At 45.0% G+C, this 15,387-nt stretch carries 14 protein-coding genes and 1 pseudogene; 7 read left to right on the top strand and 8 right to left on the bottom strand.

Features of this window, described 5'->3' with window-relative positions:
• Together B7C60_RS18340 and rsuA are read right to left on the bottom strand one after the other, a co-directional pair.
• Positions 1–378 (bottom strand): annotated as a pseudogene (locus B7C60_RS18340) (MFS transporter); the annotation flags it as partial.
• Positions 379–474: 96 nt separating this feature from the next.
• Complete coding sequence (rsuA, locus tag B7C60_RS07715; protein WP_099611155.1) at positions 475–1,170, bottom strand: 16S rRNA pseudouridine(516) synthase RsuA; 696 nt, start codon at positions 1,168–1,170, stop codon at positions 475–477.
• A gap of 87 nt (positions 1,171–1,257) precedes the next feature.
• Here rsuA and radD point away from each other — a divergent pair, with 87 nt between their 5' ends.
• Together radD and rplY are read left to right on the top strand one after the other, a co-directional pair.
• On the top strand, positions 1,258–3,030 hold the full coding sequence (gene radD / locus B7C60_RS07710) for a DNA repair helicase RadD (protein WP_099611154.1): 1,773 nt from the start codon (positions 1,258–1,260) through the stop codon (positions 3,028–3,030).
• Between the two features lie 214 nt (positions 3,031–3,244).
• Positions 3,245–3,523: a 50S ribosomal protein L25 gene (gene rplY, locus B7C60_RS07705; RefSeq protein ID WP_099611153.1), complete on the top strand. Its 279-nt coding sequence runs from the start codon at positions 3,245–3,247 to the stop codon at positions 3,521–3,523.
• Positions 3,524–3,802: 279 nt separating this feature from the next.
• Here rplY and B7C60_RS07700 read toward each other — a convergent pair whose 3' ends face one another.
• From B7C60_RS07700 to B7C60_RS07680, 5 genes are read right to left on the bottom strand one after another with little or no spacing between them, the layout of a single operon-like run.
• Positions 3,803–5,167 carry a TrkH family potassium uptake protein gene (locus tag B7C60_RS07700; RefSeq protein WP_099611152.1) on the bottom strand — a complete coding sequence of 455 codons (1,365 nt, stop codon included), beginning with the start codon at positions 5,165–5,167 and terminating at the stop codon, positions 3,803–3,805.
• 1 nt (position 5,168) lies between these two features.
• On the bottom strand, positions 5,169–5,822 hold the full coding sequence (locus B7C60_RS07695; RefSeq protein WP_099611151.1) for a potassium channel family protein: 654 nt from the start codon (positions 5,820–5,822) through the stop codon (positions 5,169–5,171).
• Between the two features lie 13 nt (positions 5,823–5,835).
• Entirely contained in the window at positions 5,836–7,296 is a 1,461-nt protein-coding gene (locus B7C60_RS07690; protein ID WP_099611150.1) for a TrkH family potassium uptake protein, read from the bottom strand.
• Complete coding sequence (locus B7C60_RS07685) at positions 7,289–7,987, bottom strand: response regulator transcription factor (protein WP_099611149.1); 699 nt, start codon at positions 7,985–7,987, stop codon at positions 7,289–7,291. The genes B7C60_RS07690 and B7C60_RS07685 overlap by 8 nt, the downstream gene beginning before the upstream one ends.
• Positions 7,988–9,013 carry a sensor histidine kinase gene (locus B7C60_RS07680; protein ID WP_099611337.1) on the bottom strand — a complete coding sequence of 342 codons (1,026 nt, stop codon included), beginning with the start codon at positions 9,011–9,013 and terminating at the stop codon, positions 7,988–7,990.
• 728 nt (positions 9,014–9,741) lie between these two features.
• On the opposite strand from B7C60_RS07680, the gene pnuC reads away from it, so the two are divergent.
• The 3 genes from pnuC (at position 9,742) to B7C60_RS07665 (ending at position 12,164) form a co-directional block, all read left to right on the top strand.
• Entirely contained in the window at positions 9,742–10,482 is a 741-nt protein-coding gene (gene pnuC, locus B7C60_RS07675) for a nicotinamide riboside transporter PnuC (protein ID WP_099611148.1), read from the top strand.
• Positions 10,479–11,207 (top strand): nucleoside phosphorylase, encoded by a 729-nt coding sequence (locus tag B7C60_RS07670; protein WP_099611147.1) that lies wholly within the window; start codon positions 10,479–10,481, stop codon positions 11,205–11,207. Before pnuC ends, B7C60_RS07670 begins: the two co-directional genes overlap by 4 nt.
• Before the next feature lie 267 nt (positions 11,208–11,474).
• A complete protein-coding gene (locus B7C60_RS07665; protein WP_099611146.1) occupies positions 11,475–12,164 on the top strand; it encodes a Crp/Fnr family transcriptional regulator in 690 nt (229 codons plus the stop codon).
• Here B7C60_RS07665 and B7C60_RS07660 read toward each other — a convergent pair.
• Positions 12,138–14,000, bottom strand: a complete 1,863-nt coding sequence (locus B7C60_RS07660; RefSeq protein WP_099611336.1) for a fructose-specific PTS transporter subunit EIIC — start codon at positions 13,998–14,000, stop codon at positions 12,138–12,140. The genes B7C60_RS07665 and B7C60_RS07660 overlap by 27 nt on opposite strands.
• 287 nt (positions 14,001–14,287) lie before the next feature.
• Here B7C60_RS07660 and B7C60_RS07655 point away from each other — a divergent pair, with 287 nt between their 5' ends.
• Both B7C60_RS07655 and B7C60_RS07650 read left to right on the top strand, forming a co-directional pair.
• On the top strand, positions 14,288–14,590 hold the full coding sequence (locus B7C60_RS07655; protein ID WP_099611145.1) for a PTS fructose transporter subunit IIB: 303 nt from the start codon (positions 14,288–14,290) through the stop codon (positions 14,588–14,590).
• 55 nt (positions 14,591–14,645) lie between these two features.
• The coding region (locus B7C60_RS07650; protein ID WP_245868869.1) for a PTS sugar transporter subunit IIA at positions 14,646–15,387 on the top strand (742 nt) is incomplete at its 3' end.

Genomic DNA, 15,387 nt, shown 5'->3' with positions numbered 1-15,387 from the left:
GATGATACCCGCCGCTGCCGCACCAGCAAACCCTTGCGCGGCTCGAATATAGGTTAGTGCTTCAATACCTTGAATGGTGGCACTGACGACAGAGGCAACCGCAAATAAAAAGACGCCAACCAGCATCACAGGCCGCCGTCCATAACTATCTGCTAGCGGCCCATGCAATAACTGTCCAATTGCAAACCCTGCGGTATAAGCGGTCAAGGTAATTTGCACCGCCCCCGCGCTAGTTCCGAGATCTTTAGCGATCGACGGCATAGCAGGCAAATACATATCAATGGCTAACGGAGTTAATGCTCCTATCGCCCCAAGCACCACAAATAATAAAAAGCCAATATTTGCCGCATTAGGCGGAGGAGACGCATCTTTAGTCATAACTTTCCAGAATAGTGATAATAATTAAACGGTATACCCAAAACTATTTTACGTTGTAGGTAAACGATAAGCAGTTGAATCTAATATGATTAGAGCCTATTTCCACACGGAGGCAATTTCTTGTTCTGTCAACCGACGGTATTCACCCGGCTCTAACTTGTCATCCAGTATAATGTCGCCAACCCGTTCACGATGTAAGCCAATCACCTTATTGCCAAGCGCGGCGAACATCCGCTTCACTTGGTGATATTTTCCCTCATGAATCGTGAGTAAGACTTGTGTTTGATCGATAATCTCTAATTGAGCGGGACGTGTTAATTCGCGCTCATTGCGCAGCTCAAGACCAAGAGCAAACTGCTCAGCGTAATCGGGCTCAACCGGGTCGGCAAGCCAGACTCGATAGGTTTTTTCACAATGATGTTTAGGTGAGGTAATACGATGTGACCATTGCCCATCATCGGTAATTAATACTAATCCCGTTGTATCTGCGTCTAAGCGCCCCGCAAAATGTAAATCACGTAGGTTCGCTTCATCAAGCAAAACAAAAGCCGTTTGATTAAAGCTATCTTCATGCGAACAAACATATCCTTGAGGTTTATATAACATGATATAACGAGGCCCGGTTAAACAAATAGAACGGCCTTGCCATTCCACACAAGCATCGCTCTTGACCTTAAAGGATCCACTTTTTTGTACGATGTCATCGACGGTGACTTCACCACTTTTCAATAGGCTAGTCGATTCTTTACGTGTGGTGCCGAGTGCATCACACAGGAATTTATCTAAACGCATGAATACCTCATCTGTTCTAAGTCAGGTATTATACAAGCCTTACTAAAAATAGTTGAACTATTTCACACAATTAATCTTTCGTTATTTATGTATACACTACGCCCTTACCAAGCCGATGCTGTCAAAGCGGTGATTCACTATTTTCGTCAACATTCAACTCCCGCGGTTATCGTCTTACCAACCGGAGCAGGTAAAAGCCTGGTTATTGCAGAGCTTGCTCGCTTAGCAAAAGGACGCGTTTTAGTACTAGCTCATGTTAAAGAATTGGTTGAGCAGAACCACGCCAAATATGAAGGTTATGGGCTTACCGGAGGAATTTATTCGGCAGGATTAGGGCGAAAAGACACCGATCATTCGGTTGTTTTCGCCTCGGTTCAATCGGTAGCACGTAACTTAACCGATTTCACCGCTCAATTTTCACTCTTAGTAATTGATGAATGTCACCGAGTTCCAGATGCTAAGAATAGCAGTTATCAAAAAGTTATTGCACACCTCTCATCCTTAAATCCCAGGATGAAAGTACTTGGCTTAACCGCCACCCCTTATCGATTAGGCATGGGGTGGATTTATCAATACCACACTCGGGGACTAATACGCAGCGAAGAGCCCCGTTTTTTTCAAGATTGTATTTTTGAATTACCTATTCATTACTTACTTGATGAAGGCTTTTTAACTCCCGCAAAATTGATTGATGCTCCGGTGCTCAGTTATGATTTTTCACAAGTCAAGCCGGCCAGCACGGGGCGCTATAAGGAATCTGAACTCGACCTCGTGATTGAACAGTCCAAACGTGCCACACCACAAATTGTGCACCAAATTATTAACCTCGCAAAAAACAAACAAGGAGTCATGATCTTTGCTGCAACGGTGCGCCACGCTCAAGAAATTCTCGGCTTATTACCACCTGAGCAGGCAGCAATTGTGATTGGTGATACTCCATCACATGAGCGAGACATCATTATTCAACAATTTAAACAGCGAGAGATCCGTTTTTTAGTCAACGTCTCTGTACTCACAACAGGATTCGATGCTCCACATGTCGATCTTATCGCCATCTTGCGCCCCACTGAATCGGTCAGTTTATATCAACAAATTATTGGTCGGGGTTTAAGGCTATCACCAGGCAAAACAGAATGTCTGATTTTAGATTACGCAGGAAATAGCTACGATTTATACCAACCAGAAGTGGGAGATCCTAAACCCGACTCCAGCAGCGAAATTATTACCATCCCCTGCCCTGCTTGCGGCTTTAATAACAACTTTTGGGGTAAATTAGATGAAAATGGCTTCCTGATTGAGCATTATGGGCGTCGCTGCCAAGGCTATTTTGCAAACAAAGAAACGGGAGAACGCGAGCATTGCGGCTACCGTTTCCGTGCCAAATACTGTTCAGAATGTGGTGCGGATAATGATATTGCTGCGCGAATTTGTCATGCATGTGATGCAACCCTGGTCGACCCAGATAAAAAGTTAAAAGAAGCGCTCAATTTAAAAGATGCCTTAGTCTTTGAATGCTTGTCGATGGATCTCTCGGTTCATAAAGACAACCAAGGCAAAAACTCCCTGAAAGTTACTTATCAGGGAGAAAATAATGCCTTAGTACATGAATTTTGGTCATTAGCCAGCGTCAAACAAAAAACCATATTTAAGCAACGTTTTGTTCGTCCTCACCTAGCTGATAAACACCGACCTTTTACAGCCGCCTCTCCCAATAAAGTCGTTGAGAATCAACATCGCTTCCGGCCCCCCAAATTTGTTATCGCTCGCAAAGAAGGTCGTTTTTGGCGTTTGCGAGATAAAATTTTTGAAGATGAACTAACCAGCGATCCAAGCCGCATAACACCAAAGAAAGATGGGTAGAGGATCATAGACGATGCTTATCCCGCTTTTGGCCACTTGAATCATTGGCAACCGTTCCCTTGCGCGGATTTTTATTGCCCGTAAGCCAATTGAATGCTAGTATCCGCGCTCGTTTTGATAATCACGTTTGTTCGTGGTTTTCAAAGCAACACTACAGCACAAGGTCGCATTGTGGCTGTAACTTTTATTTTTACTAATTTTGAGAGTAAATACTATGAAATTCAATGCAGTAGTACGTACTGAACTAGGTAAAGGTGCGAGCCGCCGCCTACGTCATGCTGATCAATTCCCTGCTATCGTTTATGGTGGCGAAGCTGCACCAGTTGCTATCGCTCTAAAACACGCTGACATCATTAACCAAATGGACAAGCCTGAATTCTACGAAGGCATCACGCTTGTTATTGATGGCACAGAAGTTAAAGTTAAACCTCAAGACGTTCAACGTCACGTGTTCAAGCCAAAAGTTGAGCACATGGACTTCATCCGCATCTAATTCCCTACCAAGGAATTCATCGGATATAATCCAACCTTTTGCATAATTAAGATTTTCCGGCTTTACCAACCGACAAATCTAAAAAATTAGAAACCCCGATGCTACCAACATCGGGGTTTCGCCGTTTAAAAGACCTGCCTTATTCACTTCACAATTGAGTTTAACAAAAAACATCGAATAAAAGACGCTAGCAGTGATGGTCATTAATGCGCATTGCGGTTAACTAGATTACCTTAGTCGTGAAACACGTGCACATTTCCTTGTTCTAGTCTTAAAAACTCATCCAATAGCTAATTTTGTCTCCGCAAAACGGAGTTTTTTCTGACGTGGGCTGGCTAAAAAGTACGCCAAGGTTAATGGCCCCAATCTACCCATATACATCATAAAGATGATAATAAGCTCGCCCGATGCAGAGAGCTGACCTGTTAAGCCACGAGATAATCCCACAGTACCCAATGCAGAAACCGCTTCAAACACGACATCTATCATCGGGGCATTTTCCGTCAAGAGTAATGCAAAGATGGCTAACCACGTTACTACAACCGAAATCATCGTCAGTGCCAGAGCTTTGCTGATCGTATCTTTCGCGATTTCACGTTTAAACACATGGATTTGCTCATCACGACGTAAGTAAGCGTAAGTCGATAATATCAACACCATAAAGGTCACGACTTTGATGCCGCTTGCAGTACTCAAAGAGCCGCCCCCAATAAACATCAACACCAAAATAATCGTGGTTGTGGCATCTTCGAGTTGGTCAATCGCGAGCGTATTAAAACCTGCGGTTCTGGGGGTTACCGCTTGAAACCAAGAAGCCAGCCACTTACCGAGTTCGCTGAGTGGCGCTAAGGTGTTGGGGTTATCACGCTCGATTAGGTAGATGGCGATCACTGCCACAGCATTGATAAACACGGTTCCCGTTATCATCATGCGGCTATAAACCGTCAGCTTTGACCAGCGACGGTTTCGCTTTAAATCCATCCAAACCGAAAAGCCTAACCCACCAATAATAAATAACCCGGTAATTGTTAGGTTAACGACGGGGTCATCCACATAAGGCATTAAGCTATCAGCACTTAAGGCAAACCCTGCATTATTAAACGCACTGACGGTATAGAAAAAACCGTGAAATAAACTGGTTGCCCAGCCAAGTTCATCACTCCAATACCAAGTTAGTATCATCACCCCAACCAGTTCGACGGTCAGTGCAAACATCAGTACGGATTTAGCGGTTGCAACCAACATCGAGGAGTCGGTTTGATTGAAGGCTTCTCTTGCGACGGTACGCTCTAAAAAGCCGATTTTCCCTCCCAAAGCAATTAAGGTCACAATGGCAAAGGTCATGAGCCCGAGTCCACCACACTGAATCAGTAAAGCGATGACAACTTGCCCAAATAAAGTGAACTGTGTGCCTGTATCAACCACCACTAGCCCTGTCACCGTCACGGCTGAGGTTGCCGTGAACAAACTCTGTATCCAAGTGATAGGCTCATGAACCGCAATAGGCAATTTGAGTAGTGCCATACCCAGCAGGATGAGCAGTAAAAAGCTGCCACTTAAAATCAACGGTGGCGCACCCACTATTTTTTTTCCTGACTTGGGTTTACGCTCTATCGGCGTGATCGAGGGATGCCACAATACCATGTCACACCAACCTTGGAGCGAGGTATTTTAACTCAGCCCGAGTGCCGCACAACAGAATAATATCATTTGCTTTCAAGACAAAATCATGACCAATCTGATTGAGCACGTCTTGTTCACGTTTGATGAGAACCGTTTGCACACTGCCTTTGGTATCGCCAAGAATTTGTCCAATTTGGATATCGTGTAGCGACGCTTTAATATGAACTTCCACCACATACAAGCCATGACCTAATGACAAATAGTTATTCACCATCGGGTAGTTTAGTGCCTGAGCGACACGCACGCCCATTTCCTCTTCTGGATGGATAATACGTTGAACGCCAAGTTTCGATACAATGGTGTGATGTGCTTTGGTACTGGCCTTCACCCAAATCTCTTTAACACCGAGATTTTTCAATGCCAACGTGCAAAGCAAACTTGACTGCATGTCCTCCCCAATCGCGATCAATACCGCTTCACTGTTGCCAAGATCTAATTCACGCAGCGCATTTTCATCGGTGGAGTCACAAATAATCGCTTGCGTTAACTCCTCGACATATTTCTCAACAATTTTGGGGTCGCGATCAACGCCCGTCACGGTGTGTCCGAGATGGATCAGTTCAAGACTGGCTGCGATACCAAAACGCCCAAGTCCAATGACAGTAAAATGTGCCATGACAATACCTTTACTATTTTTTCCAAAAGTGGGGCAATAACATGGCTAACACCGTGAAGTATTCCAGTCGGCCAAGGATCATTGCCAGATTTAATATCCAGATGCCTGGATCAGAAACAGGTTGAAAATTGCTTGCTACCACGCCAAAACCAGGGCCAAGCACATTGATACACGCCACCACTGCGGTAAAAGACGACCAAAAATCCAGTCCCGTTGCCATCATCAATAAGGTAAACACCACGGTAGTCAATGCTGCTAGAGACATAAAAGCCATCACTGAGTTGGTGACATCAGAGGCCACTACACGACCTTGATAACGGATCGGTAATATCGCCCTAGGATAAGTCAGTTGGCGGATCTCTCTTCGAATAACTTTAAAAGTAATAATATCGCGCACAAATTTATTGCCCCCTGCGGTAGAGCTAGAGCAACCACCAAGATAAGCACAAAACACTAAAAAGAACGCGCTTGCCGCAGGCCAACTGCCCAAATCCGCCGCTCCAAACCCAGTACTGGTCATAAATGAAACGACGCTGAACATGGCAAAACTGAGTGAGGTCAGAAAATCGTCGTAAGCAGAATGGTTAAAAATATACCAGCCCAAAACAAAGGAGAGCGCAATCGCAGTAACAATAAACACTCTTGACTCTTCATCGGAAGCATACAGACGTAACCCTTTAAAGCCACCTCGAAAAACTCGGAAATGAAGGCCAAAACTGATCGCGCCCAACATCATGAAAATGTTGGATAATATAAGGATAAGGTGGCTTTCAAAATGCCACATACTGGCGTCATGGGTCGAGAACCCTCCTGTTGAAACCGTGGTAAAACTGTGCGCAATAGCATCGTAGGCCGACATCCCTGCAAGATAGTAAGCCAACGCACAAGCAACGGTTATCGCCAAATAGACACCCCAAAGGTAATGAGCAGATTTAGAAATACGTGGTGATAACTTATCATCCTTGATAGGGCCTGGTGTTTCGGCCTTAAGCAGCCGCATTCCACCCACATTAAGCATAGGCAACACCGCGACGACAAAAATCACCACGCCTAACCCTCCCATCCACTGAAGAAATTGACGATACAAGAGAAAAGATTTCGGCATATCGTCCAAGCCAGCCAAGATGGTGGCACCCGTGGTGGTTAACCCACTGATGGACTCAAATACTGCATCAGTCATACTGACTTTTGTAACGAGATGGATCGGTAATGCACCTAAAAATCCGGTCAAGACCCAAGTTAAACTGGCAAACATTAACGCATCTCGGAAGGTGACTTTATGCAGTTCACTTTTTCGCAATAAAACGGATAACAAAAAGGCAGTGAGCATCATTACCGCCGAAGGAGAGAAAAAGTTACTGGATATACGGTCTTGAAATATAAACAGCGATAACAAGCCAAATGAACCTTGCACAATCCCCATCCAAAGTATGGGCATAACCAAGAGTCGAACGGTGTTCTTAAGGTTAATCACAAGGTGGCTCCATTGAAACTAAACGGTAGCCAATCCCTGATTCGGTTTTAATGAGCTGTTGTTCGTCTGCACTGTCGTTGAGTTTTTTACGTAATTGGCTAACCAGTACGCGCAGATAATGGGTATCGTCGGTATGACTTTCGCCCCACACCTCTCTCAACAAGTCTGTTTGCTTCACAAGTTGCCCTGGTGTAATCATGAGCATTTCAAGAAACGCAAACTCCTTTTTGGTCAAAATGACTTCGGTATCGTACAGCCAGCATTGATGGGTACTTTTTTGTAGCTTGAGCGCACTAAAAGTAACGATATCCTCGCTAAAATGGTCACTGACCAAATCTCGCAGCAGTACCTTAATCCGTACAATAAGTTCTTTAATGCCAAACGGCTTACTGAGGTAGTCGTTAGCGCCCGCTTCAAGTAAGCGGATCTTCTCTTCTTCTTGATCGCGTGCCGTTAGGATGAGCACGGGTGTTTTACTGGATTGGCGGATCATCGATAGGAACTCGATACCATCGCCATCAGGCAACCCTAAGTCGAGCACCACCACATGCGGCAGAACACGCTCAAATTGCACTTTCGCCGTCGCTAACGAGTCTGCTCCCACGTAATCAAAGCCTTCAGCCGCCAAAGAAATGCGCATAAACGTTTGGATTTGAGGCTCATCATCGACCACCAGTATTTTGTAGTTCACTTACTGCTCTCCTTGTTGACTGCTTGGCAGCGAAATCCGAATCAAACAACCTTGTTGTACTTCTACACATTCGATATGGCCTTGATGGGCTGAGACCACGCCTTTTGCCACACTCAATCCAAGGCCAGAGCCAGAGTCATCACTTCTTTTTCCCTTGCCTGAATAAAACAGCTCGAACATGCGTTCTGCTTCATCGGGTCGCAGTGATTGGCCTTGGTTGTAGACATCAATCACCACATTCTGCTGACTCTGATAAATCGTCACACTGACCTGTTTATCTTTGGGGGAATAGCGCAACGCATTGTCCAAGACATTAAATAACGCCTGCTCTAGCAAAGCTCGACTGACATCAACCGATGAAACCACCTTATTGACGACAACCTCAATACTGGTAGTGGATGGAGAAAAACGGCCAATAACGCTTTTTACAATATGTACTATGGATTCTTGTTGCTTCTTGATACGAACCACACCGTGTTGTAATTTCGTCGCTTGCAAAAGGTTCTCAATGTATTGATGTAAGCGGTGACTTTCTTTGATGGCACTGTCGAGCAGTTCATTCTTTTCTTTGGCTTGCAGTTGCGTCTGATATTCTTTGAAGGTGGTGAGATTACCGATAATCCCCGCGAGCGGGGTTCTCAAATCATGGGATACAGAGAGCAAAATTTGGTGGCGCAGTTGAACTTGTTCTAGCGCATTTTGTTGGCGTCGATATCGATCTGCGAGCTGACTGGTGGTAAAGGCAACCACAATAAAAACAAGTAAATTGATGATGTCATCCAAGTGAAACATCTGAAGCGAATACCGAGGCGTGGTAAAGAGAAAATTGAAACTGACCGCTTCGGCAATCGCAGCCACATAAGCTATTCGTGAGTGACATTGGAGGGCAATCACAACGATAGAAAGCTGGAGTATCAGCAACACCGCGATGGTTGAGCCCAACCACTGATCAAGCCCTAAAGAGATAACAAGTGCAAGAACAAATACCGAGGCTGATAATAGATAACGCTTCTGTAGCCAACTCATTGCCATATCAATCATTTGCAAGAAAATATTAACCGCGACTCTATCAGATACGGAATCAGGGTTCGCGTAAAAAAAACGTAAAAAAATGGCAGGTAATAATAGAAAAATCTAGAGATGTAACAAACTTTGATCGGATAGGCAACACCTGTTACTAAGTGCTGACCTCCTCGTGCACCTTTCACTGCATACGGCTCAAGCCCCCACTAAAGTGTATTAGGTTACCCTGCAACCTAGGTAGCAGTTAAAGCAGGATCAAACCAAGAGTGACGGCTTTCCAATCAATGTATTGCCACTGAGTGCCATTAGGAGAAGCACTAATTTCTGATGATACAGATGATTCACTCTTATCGTGGTGAACAACGCTTTAGATCCCAGAGGCCAGAATAAGTTAGTCTCTGGTTAACAGACCCTAGGCGTAAAGGTAATAGAACTGAATCAACCCAGCAACAAAACTGGGCTGATGTGTAATGCATAAAAGGTGGCATTATACTGTACTTGAAAGTAAGTCACTCATTGAACCCGTCTTTTCCACGATACATATTACCTAATCTGCGAAGCTATCGGGCTTGAGAAGTATTGATAGAAAAATATGAACAAAAAATATATTGCCTTTTTTAGCGTCTGTTTGAGATCCCGCCCTTGTTTGGGAGGACATTTGTCCTCCCTTTTGACGAGTGAAGAGAGATACCATCCTTTTATCCACTAACATTCAATGAAAAGGACTTAATATGGAGCTGCTCTCCTTATTCGATATCAATAATACCTTGCTACACATTCCGATTGGCACAGGTTATGACATGAGCTGGATCGAAGCTATTGGCACCATTTTCGGCTTACTATGCATCTGGTTTGCCAGCCAAGAAAAAACCATTAACTACCTGTTTGGTTTAATTAACGTGACCCTTTTTGCGGTGATTTTCTTTCAAATCCAACTTTATGGCTTACTTCTGCTGCAGTTGTTTTTCTTCTGTGCCAATGTGTACGGCTGGTATGCATGGACAAGACCCAATGCGGCGGGAGATTTGCTCGAAGTTCGTTGGTTAAGTCAGAAAAAAATGCTCATCACCGCCAGCCTCTGCGTGTGTGCGATGGCCCTGTTAACACTTTATATTGACCCATTTTTCTTCGCGTTAGCAAACATCGCCGTCGATAGCATGAACCTATTTGGTGCCAACTTATCTGAACCAGTATTAGAACCGGATGCGTTTCCGTTCTGGGATTCAACCATGACCGTATTATCGATTGTCGCACAAGTTCTCATGACTCGGAAATACGTTGAAAACTGGGTACTTTGGGTTGTCATAAACATCATCAGTGTCGGCATCTATGCGATGCAAGGGGTGTATGCGATGTCATTACAATACGCTATCCTAATGTTTATCGCAGCCAATGGCACTCGCGCATGGGCACAAACAGCAAAACGGAACCGCGCATCAAACGAAAAATCGGTCAATGAGGCCGTCGCATGAGTAAACAACCCCATTTATGTGTTGATCCAACCCAAGTGGCTGAGCGAGTCATCGTTTGTGGTGAACCTGATCGTGCCGATCGCATTGCCGCATTGCTCAACAACGGAGAACGTATCGCAGAAAACCGTGAATTTCGCTTATTCAATGGGCAATACCAAGGAAAAGCGATCACGGTGTGCAGTACCGGGATTGGCGCACCGTCGATGATTATTGCGGTTGAGGAGCTGGCACAATGTGGCGCACGCTACCTTGTGCGGGTCGGCTCAGCGGGTGCATTACAGCCAAATATCCAACTTGGCCAACTGATCGTTGCGGAAGCTGCCGTGCGTGATGATGGAGGCTCAAAAAGTTATATCGATTCGACTTACCCTGCCTACGCCAGTTTCAATTTACTTCAAGGGCTTAATGGTTATTTGCAAACACAAAACAGGCCTTACCATATGGGAATCGTCCGTTCACACGACAGTTTTTATACCGACAATGAAGAAGCCTTATGTCATTACTGGCATGGAAAAGGCATCCTAGGGGCGGATATGGAAACGTCAGCACTATTTACCGTCGGTCGTTTACGCGGTTTACAGGTGGCGTCTGTACTCAATAACGTCGTTTGTTATCAGCAAGATGTAAAAGAAGGAGTCAACCAATACGTGAATGATAACAAGGACATGATGGATGGAGAAAAACGCGCCTGCTTGGCTGCACTGGAAGCCCTTGTAAACCTGTAGTGTGGTAATCCGCCCCACCAAAGCGAAATGGTCTCTTCAGAAACCGTTTCTATAGCCAGCCCACTGAAATTGCAGGTAGGTGGCAAGTAAATCCCCAATCGCATAGACAGACGATGCGATTGGGGTGAACGAGCGTAGCTAACACCGCTGCAGCGTCAGGTAACAAGGAGATACATCTGGTAAGCTCTCATTATCAACCGTAGAGGAGTGACATTGAGCAATAAGAAACGTACTCTTTACCTTCTTAATCGACAGTAATCATGAACTATGAGAATCAGCCCCTATCCCACTGGCCGTTTCGCAACTTATTTGACAAAACAAGCCAAAGCTTTTCGAGATCTCATCTACCGCTGCCAAATAAACAGCTACTATGTTGATGCTGGCACAGCCATACTGCGTCAAGGCGAACAGCTCGAACAAATTTTTGTCGTGCCTGTCGGCCGCGTTTCAATGAATATCATCGCCGTGAATGGCCGACGTTTTCAACTCGGTGAAGTTAATTGTGACCACCATATCTTTGGTGAAATGGAGTTTTTTACCGAAACACCGTGCCAGTGGACCGTCACCGCCGATGAACACTTACAAGTCGATCTCATTTGTATTCACCGTTTAATGCAAGCATTGCAACAACAGCCTGAAATGATGGTTTTCTTTGCCTCGGCATTAGCTGAGGATTATCAAGACTCTATGGCGATTTATACGAGCCGCTTACTGCACCCTATCGCTTACAACATTGCCTTTGATTTACTTCAACAAAAACAACATTCCGTAACGCTAGGAGGGTTTGACAAGGTGAATCAGGAAGCTGAACGCTTTGGTACTTCAAGTCGAGTATATAGACGTGCGGTAAAAGAACTGATCGAAAGAGGACTAATCACCAAACAAGGCAACCGCTTAGCCATTGTGAATGAACCGCAATTACGTCGTTTTCTAGGGTCTGTTGACCCGAGTGAGTAAAGCGGCAGCATTAAATATGGCTTCTTTAGTACTGACATCAAGAACGTTTATTTTATTAAAACGCTCCGGATCGTTTATCGCAACATCATGAGCAAAAATAACCAATTTGGCTTGTGCAATATCTTTCTCTGTAATCCGGTTAATCACTCCATTTGCCCCCTGTGTTTCAACCTTAATTTTAATGCCAAGTGCACAAGCGGCTTTTTCTAAGGATTTCGCTGCCAAAAACGTATGAGCCACCCCAGAAGGACAAGAGGTAACCGCTAGTACATCGGCTTCGCCTTCTCCATACACTGACGTATAAGCGGGAGAACCTGGCATATAGTATCGCTCTTCTACCACGTTTTTTTTCAAAGCAATGACAATCATCGCCGTCGTCACAGAACCGGCCACTGTACCGACGAGGTAGCCAATTTTCCCATCAATGACCGGCAATACGATCCAACCGCCCCACGGCGCATGATTCATCACCTGAAACATAAACCCAAGCACATTCCCAACAATTCCGCCCGCAACAATAGCAGGTAACACGCGGGCCGGATCGGCAGTGGCAAAGGGAATGGCACCTTCACTAATACCAATCATACCCATAATGCCAGCCGCTTTTCCGGCTTCGCGCTCTTCACGCTTAAATTTATGCGGTGATAACAACGTCGCCAGCGCCATTCCTAATGGCGGTGTGCAAATAGCGATTCCAACCCCACCCATCAGCCATGGCTGAGTATTCACTTGTGTCTGCGCAAACAAGGTGGCAACTTTATTAATCGGGCCGCCCATATCAAATGCAGTCATTGCTCCAAGCACAGTACCCAGCATAACTTTTCCTGAGCCTGCCATTTCCGTCAACCCATTATTCATCGCCGTCATGGCACTTGCGATGGGTACTCCCATCACCCACATCACCGCGCCACAAGTCACGAAAGTACCGACGAGGGGATAAATAAAGATAGAGCCGAGTGATATCATGCTATCGGGTAACCGAATTTTTTTGAGTAACCACACAACCCATCCGGCCAAAAAACCCACGATGATCGCACCGAGAAATCCGGTGTTGTAATGGCTTACCGCAATCCAAGACCCTATCATGCCGGGTGCAAGCCCCGGCTTATCAGCAATTGAATAAGCAATATAACCGCCCAGCACAACCGTAAATAACGTTAAACCGGCCATTCCCATTTGGGCGATATCGGCGAGAACGCCTTCTTGCGGCACACCACCATGACCAGAGATCATCACGGATAATGACAACAAAACACCACCTGCAACAATAAACGGGATCATATGTGAGGTACCAAACAACAAATGTTCTTTGATCCGTCCGAGCTTTTGTGCCCAAGGGCTTAATGGCTGCTCGCTCACATCAAAAATCGCTGGCGAATCTTGTTCTGACGTCTCTGTTAGCATTGCGAACGCTTCTGCACATGATTGAGCCGCTTTAAGCTTTTCCACAAAGCTCTCTTCAATAATTTTAGTGGAAATTTGTGCCAATACTTCGATATGGTGGTGGTCATCCCCAACGGGTGAAGCCAGCATAAAAAAAACCTCCGCTCGCTCGCCATTCTCAGCACCATAATCAATCCCAGTACGGCTAATACCCACAGCAACCGCAGGCTTAGCAACGGCACGACTTTTCGCGTGCGGAATCGCAATTCCATCATCAAAGCCCGTATTCCCTATCTCTTCCCGCTGCCAAATATCGGTTAAAAACTCGCTTTGACTGGTTAACTTCCCAGCCGCACCAAGCAGACCGACCAGTTCTTTGAACACTTCATCTTTGGTTTGAGCCTTCAATTCTAAACAAATCGTATCTAGCTCGATTAAGTCGGTAATATCCATCAATTGTTGTTCAATATTCACGCTCGAATGTATCCTTATAGGCGTTTACCCTGTGCGATGAAGAGCAAAAATGGCTCTCTATGGGTAAGGTTGCTGTGATCACCTGCACGTTAATTGTGCATAGATTAACCAGCCAACTCGCTTGCAGCTATAGGACTAAGCACACATCAACTGGATTAATGTAACATGATGAGCAAACTGTGATAGAACACCAATGTTTATCGGTTATCGATTCATGCCATCGGTTGTTGTTGTGTTAATATTTACCAAAAATCATTGGATAGTTCATGAAGATTGTCGCAGTCACCGCATGCCCTACAGGCATTGCTCATACCTATATGGCGGCCGATGCTTTGATGAAAGCAGCGCCTAAATATAACGTACAAATCAAAGTTGAAACTCAAGGCGCAATGGGCATCGAAAATCAGCTCACGCCCCATGATATCGCCCAAGCGGATCGCGTTTTGATCGTCTCTGACATTGATATTGAACAACCAGCACGTTTCGAAGGGACACATCAAGTTCAAATCCCGATTGAAGATGTATTACTTAATGTCGATAAAGTATTTCTCCTCTATTGCCGCGATTAACCACTGCCAAGTGGCTGAGCATCAAAGCTGCCGTTTTCATGCGGAGAAATAACCGATGAACGAATATCAAATTACTTTTTTTGTTGATAACAACACTGCACGGGCTCATATCGTTCAGCCCCTCAATCGAGTGGTAAAAAAATTCAAAAGCACCTTGCATATCATCAACATAACTCGCAATCGCGTGGCACAATTAAGCAAATCCTTAGCTATATTACAAGTTGGATTACAGCAAAACGACCTGTGCCAAATCACAGCCATAGGCATTGATGCCGAGCTGGCTTGCTTCGTTATCAAAGACATCATGGCAGAATACTTTACGGTTGTTGGCTCACAAATCAACTATGAGTTTTCCAGCCAATTGGCCGAACGTCTACCACAGATCAGCCCACCCTGTGACATTAAATGGCTTTACGCCAACGCACACACAGCGTTGACTAAGTTTGAATGTTTAAAAGGATTGGCTCAATTAATTCATCCCATTCATCCAGATGAACTGCTCCTTGCGTTTATTAAACGAGAGGAGCGATCTTCCACATGTGTGATACCAGGGATCGCTCTGCCTCATGTTATGTTTGCAGGCGTTGAGCACATTAGCGTTGCTGTCATTGCCAATCAAATCCCGATGGATTGGGCGTCAAAAATGGGCAATGTCCATCTTGCCATCGCACTGGTCATGCCGGAAAAACCCTCTCGAGAACAGATCATCGCTGCGACAAATCTCACCCGTAACTTATTAACTGATCAAATGGCAGAACGCCTGCTACTGACGAAAAGTCGCGTTGATTTACAAGCAT

Source organism: Vibrio fujianensis, assembly GCF_002749895.1.
In the GTDB taxonomy this organism is placed as follows: domain Bacteria; phylum Pseudomonadota; class Gammaproteobacteria; order Enterobacterales; family Vibrionaceae; genus Vibrio; species Vibrio fujianensis.
The sequence above is the reverse complement of the archived record's forward strand: the minus strand, read 5'-3'. Positions and strand labels throughout refer to the sequence as shown.

Bases quoted from the DNA above. Each gene is read 5' to 3' on its own strand.
- B7C60_RS07660 (WP_099611336.1), bottom strand. From the start codon at position 14,000: ATGGATATTACCGACTTAATCGAGCTAGATACGATTTGTTTAGAATTG.
- rplY (WP_099611153.1), top strand. From the start codon at position 3,245: ATGAAATTCAATGCAGTAGTACGTACTGAACTAGGTAAAGGTGCGAGC.
- B7C60_RS07700 (WP_099611152.1), bottom strand. From the start codon at position 5,167: ATGGTATTGTGGCATCCCTCGATCACGCCGATAGAGCGTAAACCCAAG.
- B7C60_RS07695 (WP_099611151.1), bottom strand. From the start codon at position 5,822: ATGGCACATTTTACTGTCATTGGACTTGGGCGTTTTGGTATCGCAGCC.
- B7C60_RS07670 (WP_099611147.1), top strand. From the start codon at position 10,479: ATGAGTAAACAACCCCATTTATGTGTTGATCCAACCCAAGTGGCTGAG.
- pnuC (WP_099611148.1), top strand. From the start codon at position 9,742: ATGGAGCTGCTCTCCTTATTCGATATCAATAATACCTTGCTACACATT.
- B7C60_RS07655 (WP_099611145.1), top strand. From the start codon at position 14,288: ATGAAGATTGTCGCAGTCACCGCATGCCCTACAGGCATTGCTCATACC.
- B7C60_RS07665 (WP_099611146.1), top strand. From the start codon at position 11,475: ATGAGAATCAGCCCCTATCCCACTGGCCGTTTCGCAACTTATTTGACA.
- rsuA (WP_099611155.1), bottom strand. From the start codon at position 1,170: ATGCGTTTAGATAAATTCCTGTGTGATGCACTCGGCACCACACGTAAA.
- B7C60_RS07680 (WP_099611337.1), bottom strand. From the start codon at position 9,013: ATGAGTTGGCTACAGAAGCGTTATCTATTATCAGCCTCGGTATTTGTT.
- radD (WP_099611154.1), top strand. From the start codon at position 1,258: ATGTATACACTACGCCCTTACCAAGCCGATGCTGTCAAAGCGGTGATT.